3 protein-coding genes and 1 pseudogene are annotated in these 5439 nt (G+C 44.1%); 1 reads left to right on the top strand and 3 read right to left on the bottom strand.

The window, feature by feature from the left end:
• The first annotated feature begins 315 nt into the window (after positions 1-315).
• Positions 316-1170, top strand: a complete 855-nt coding sequence (locus H5300_RS25265) for a glycerophosphodiester phosphodiesterase family protein (protein ID WP_182797207.1) — start codon at positions 316-318, stop codon at positions 1168-1170.
• A 98-nt stretch (positions 1171-1268) separates the two neighbouring features.
• Here H5300_RS25265 and H5300_RS25260 read toward each other — a convergent pair whose 3' ends face one another.
• The 3 genes and pseudogenes from H5300_RS25260 to H5300_RS25250 all read right to left on the bottom strand — a co-directional run.
• Positions 1269-2603 (bottom strand): MATE family efflux transporter, encoded by a 1335-nt coding sequence (locus tag H5300_RS25260; protein WP_182797206.1) that lies wholly within the window; start codon positions 2601-2603, stop codon positions 1269-1271.
• Positions 2604-2815: 212 nt separating this feature from the next.
• A complete protein-coding gene (gene ppsA, locus H5300_RS25255) occupies positions 2816-5188 on the bottom strand; it encodes a phosphoenolpyruvate synthase (protein ID WP_182797205.1) in 2373 nt (790 codons plus the stop codon).
• Positions 5189-5324: 136 nt separating this feature from the next.
• Positions 5325-5439, bottom strand: a pseudogene (locus H5300_RS25250) (IS630 family transposase); the annotation flags it as partial.

Genomic DNA, 5439 nt, shown 5'->3' with positions numbered 1-5439 from the left:
TCGAAAAGAGTCATAATCAGTACAAGTTAAAGAATAGTTAACTCTCTTGATCATTGATCCTAGGATCAGTTCCCTTAATCAAATTAATTGCTCAATATGCGAACAATCTGTGTAGATGCCTATGCACCTAAGTCTAAGCTTAGAGAGTTTAATCTTAAGTAGAAATCAAAAGTCATTATTACCGTGAGAAGAAGAAATACGAATCTATTACCGACAAATGCTATTATAGTTGCTATACATAACATGTTTAAACTCAATATTGACAGGGTAAACCACACATTATCATCAGCCCCAGTTCTCAACAGGTAAAATGTCATGATACTTAAAGGAATCAGAGTCTTAATATCAATATTTTGTCTAGTTCTCATATGTTTTTGGGTAGCTTTTGTTATCGGCCCTTCGATGAGTGTAGTCATTGATGTATGGAGAGGCAATGTAAAGGCATACCCAAATGAACATAATAACATACCTAATATTATCGGTAATTCTGGTGGTTTGATCGCACATGCCGGTGGGGGAATCAACGGATTAAAATATACAAACTCGTTAGAAGCGATGGAGCAATCAATTGAACATGGATTCAAGATGGTAGAGTTAGATCTACTTATCTCATCGGATGGAAGGATTGTTGCTGTTCATGATTGGAAGACTTTTCACGAAATGACAAATTCTAATAATACTGGGTCTATTAGTTCTAAAGAATTTGAATCAAAGATAATTTATGATAAATATAAAACATTAAATATATCTACAGCTATTGATATTCTAGATAAAAATGACGTGGTGTTAGTTACGGATAAAATAAAAAATCTTGTCTTGCTTTCAAGATATATAATAGATAAAGATAAATCTATTATCGAAGTATTCAGTATAGATAAATATAATGAAGCAATAGATTTAGGTTTTAATAATGTCGCATTAAATATAGATCTAAATACACCATTTATTCTTGATTGGATTGATTTAAATAAAATTAAGGCTGTGACGTATCGGGGTGATAACCTTGGCTCGCTTGGGAGTGAGTATAAGAAGGCGATAGAACTAAGCAACATGGGGGTTTCTTCCATGATCTATTCGACAAATGATTTAGACTTGGATGGTATTAAAGCTTCTGGAATCGGAAATTTTGCGTTATATGTCGACTTTGTTCTTCCATCAGATGAACTATAAGATTGTAGCTTATCTAAAAAGCAGAGCTCAATCGCTCTGCTTTGATGTCGAATTAAATGTTCTTTAGAGATTGCTTGGTTGATGAGCTCCCGAATTGCCTATTTGGCTAGCTTAGCCTCGACTTGCCCAAGTGCTCGTTGGTACATAAACCATGCACAGGTGCCGGCAAGCACATTACCTGCCATTGCGCCCCAGAATAGGCCTTCAATACCCGCAAGCTGAGAGCCAACCCACAAGCAAGGTAAGAAGAAGGCGAACAGGCGCAGCGCTGAAATCGTCAAGGCGGTGTAGGGCTTGCCCAGAGCGTTAGATACGGAAACCATTAGCATACAGATTCCTAATGGCCCTAAGCTAATAGGTACGATCAGTAGGTGATAGTTTAAAATCGTCGAGACTTCGCTTTCACTGGTCATTAGGCTTGCCAGTCCGCCTGAGAATAACCAAGTCACCAGTGCAATCACCAATTGGAAACCCAATACGAACATCACCGCAATCTTAACGAGCTTACGTATGTTTTCGAGATTGTTCTCTCCCAACATGCGGCCAATCATCGGAGGCATCGACATCGTTAGTGCTAGCACAGCGACAATCGAGAAGAATTCAAAACGTGAACCCAATGCCCAAGCTGCTACGGCAGCTGTGCCATAGCCAGCAAGCAGCTTAGTGGCGAACATGGATGAAACAGGTGGCAGCAGCTGACTGATCATCGCAGGCCCCATGATGTTACCAATGGAGCGAACACTCTTGCTGATGTCGAGGTCGTGCCAGTCGAAGGTCATCCAATGCTTCTTGGTGACCTTTGGTGCAACGATAAAGATACCCGCACCGAACGCCAAGATGGTCGCAATGGCGGCTCCATTGATGCCCATGTCGAGCGTAAAGATGAAAATCGGGTCCAATATTAAGTTGATGATACTGGTCGCGATCATCATTGAACCGGGCAGCATGGTATTACCATTGGCACGACACACACTGTAGAAAAAGTAGAGCAGTGCACCTGTCCAAGAGCTGGCTAGCCAATAGACCCAATAAGAATCAATGATCGGTAATACCGTCGGTGGCGCATCCAACAATTGTAAAATTGGCCCTCGCAGCAGATAGATGATGACGGAGAAAAGCGCGACACTCACGCTGCCCATCGCAATCACTAATCCACCAAGCTGCTTAGCGTAGCGCGTTTCATTCGCGCCGATGGCTCTCGCGATTACCGCGGTCGTCGCGATACCTAACCCGACCTGAATACCGATGATGATCATCTGTATAGGAAGTGTGAAACCCTGAACAGCGAGCGGTAGCACGCCCAGTTGGCCAATAAAAGCACTGTCGACAAGCTGGAAGCTCATTAGGGAAAGTACCCCAAATAGCATTGGCCATGTCATTGTATAGAGTTGTCGGCCAAGAGAAGGCGAGGGAGTTGCGGTAGTAGAATTCATAACGCTCTTATCGGTCTTGAAGTTAGGTTTGTATTGGTGACAAACCTGTCAATGAAGAATTGTATAAAGGATAACGTAAGGTCAGCGCGATACCAATGTTTGTTATGCTAGGCAGGTTATCTTTGTTGGCTTTCGGTGAACAAAAAAGCCAGTCGCGATGACTGGCTTTGTTATATCTACTTTCTGTTATATCTACTTGTTGGCGCTAAGCGTTACTTGTTTGCAACGTTACCAAGCTTCAACCACGTGTCGATAACCGTATCTGGGTTTAGTGAAACCGAGCTGATGCCTTGTTCCATCAACCACTCCGCTAGGTCGTCATGGTCAGATGGGCCTTGGCCACAAATACCTACGTATTTACCCGCTTTAGCTGCTGCATCGATTGCCATTTTCAGCATCGCTTTCACCGCTGGGTTACGTTCGTCAAATAAGTGAGCAACGTCACCTGAATCTCGGTCTAGACCAAGTGTCAGTTGGGTCATGTCGTTTGAACCGATCGAGAAGCCATCGAAGTACTTCAAGAACTCCTCAGCCAAAATCGCATTGGATGGAAGCTCACACATCATGATGACTTTCAGACCTTGGTCGCCACGACGTAGGTTAAACTTAGCCAGAATATCGATAACCGATGCCGCTTCGCTCGGAGTACGAACGAATGGGATCATGATTTCAACGTTCTTCAGTCCCATCTCGTTACGAACACGCTTCAGCGCTTGAGTTTCAAGCTCGAAACAGTCTTCAAATACTGGAGAGATGTAACGAGATGCACCACGGAAGCCCAGCATTGGGTTCTCTTCATGTGGTTCAAACGTTTTACCGCCAACAAGGTTGCTGTATTCGTTCGACTTGAAGTCAGACATACGTACGATCACACGCTTAGGCCAGAATGCAGAAGCGATAGTCGCGATGCCTTCTGTTAGCTTGCTTACGTAGAAATCGATAGGATCTTTGTAGCCACGAATACGCTGGTTGATTTCAGCTTTGATCTCATCCGTTTGCTCATCGAAGTTCAACAGAGCTTTAGGGTGAATACCAATCATCTTGTTGATGATGAATTCAAGGCGAGCAAGGCCAACACCTTCGTTCGGGATTTGAGCGAAGTCGAAGGCACGATCTGGGTTACCCACGTTCATCATTACTTTAGTTGGCAGCATTGGTAGCTCATCAACCTCAGAACGTTTGATCTCGAAATCGAGTTCGCCTTGGTAAACGTATCCTGTTTCACCTTCAGAACACGACACTGTTACGGTGTCGCCGTCATTCAGACTGCTTGTCGCGGTACCACAACCAACAATGGCAGGAATGCCTAGCTCGCGAGCAATGATTGCTGCGTGACAAGTACGGCCACCACGGTTAGTCACAATCGCAGACGCTTTCTTCATCACAGGTTCCCAGTCTGGGTCTGTCATGTCTGTTACCAGTACGTCACCTTCTTGAACCAGTGACATTTGGTCTAGAGAGTCAACCAAGCGAACAGGGCCAGAGCCGATACGTTGACCGATAGCACGGCCTTCAACCAAGACATCCGCCTTGTTGTTTAGCTCGTAACGCTCAATAACGTTTTGGTCGCTTTGAGAACATACGGTTTCAGGACGAGCTTGGACGATGTAAAGCTTGCCGTCGATGCCATCTTTTGCCCACTCAATGTCCATCGGACGTTGGTAGTGCTTCTCGATGATCATCGCTTGTTTCGCTAGTTCTTTGATCTCTTCATCGTTCAGAGAGAACTCGTTACGCTCTTGAGTATCGGTGTCGATGATATCAACTTGTTTACCGATCTCTTGGTTGGTTGAGTAGATCATCTTGATCAACTTAGAACCAAATGTCTTTTTAACAACGGGGTAGTGACCCGCTTCTAGCATTGGCTTGTGAACGTAGAATTCATCAGGGTTCACTGCGCCTTGTACAACCATTTCACCTAGGCCCCAAGAAGAGGTGATGAACACTACTTGGTCGAAACCTGACTCAGTATCAAGCGTGAACATCACACCTGAAGAAGCTTTGTCTGAGCGAACCATACGCTGGATGCCCGCAGACAATGAAATGCCACGGTGATCAAAGCCTTGGTGTACTCGGTAAGAGATAGCACGGTCGTTAAACAGAGAAGCGAACACGTGTTTCGTTGCTTCGATAACCGCATCGATCCCTTTCACGTTAAGGAAGGTTTCTTGTTGGCCTGCAAAAGAAGCATCTGGAAGGTCTTCAGCTGTTGCAGATGAACGAACCGCTACAGACAATTCTTCGTTGCCTTCAATCAGTTCGCGGTAGTTATCACGGATGTCTTGCTCTAGTGATTCTGGGAAGGGTGCGTCTAGAACCCATTGTCGAATCGTTGCACCTGTCTTACGCAGTGCGTCAACGTCTTCAACATCAAGTTCATCAAGGAGTTGGTGAATGCGCTCATCAAGACCTTTGTAGTCAAGAAAGTTATTAAACGCATAAGATGTGGTAGCAAAACCATTAGGTACTGATACGCCAGCGTTGGCTAGGTTAGAAACCATCTCGCCAAGTGAAGCATTCTTACCGCCGACTTTGTCGACATCTTCCATGGAAAGGCCATTGAACCATAGGGTGTTATTTTGCATTTATTTCTCCAGAAACATAGCAAGCATTGTAGGGATTTAAAGGCAAACGATTACGTATCAGTTTAAAAAAATGTAAATTATTTTCTAAAGCTGTGGGGGACGTAATAGTCAGCAGGGTTTCGTTATATATACCCAATCAACTTGAAGATGCGGGCTTGAGCACTTGAAAATTATCATTTATTCGAGACGTCAAAGAGTCTGCGATCTCAGGTAGAGTCACAATGCAAAAATTCTCGATGGCTTCTCTGAAT

It is taken from the genome of Vibrio sp. SG41-7, from assembly GCF_014164465.1.
Classification (GTDB): Bacteria; Pseudomonadota; Gammaproteobacteria; order Enterobacterales; family Vibrionaceae; genus Vibrio; species Vibrio splendidus.
This window is presented reverse-complemented; position numbering and strand designations above follow the sequence as displayed.

Bases quoted from the DNA above. Each gene is read 5' to 3' on its own strand.
- ppsA (WP_182797205.1), bottom strand. From the start codon at position 5,188: ATGCAAAATAACACCCTATGGTTCAATGGCCTTTCCATGGAAGATGTC.
- H5300_RS25265 (WP_182797207.1), top strand. From the start codon at position 316: ATGATACTTAAAGGAATCAGAGTCTTAATATCAATATTTTGTCTAGTT.
- H5300_RS25260 (WP_182797206.1), bottom strand. From the start codon at position 2,603: ATGAATTCTACTACCGCAACTCCCTCGCCTTCTCTTGGCCGACAACTC.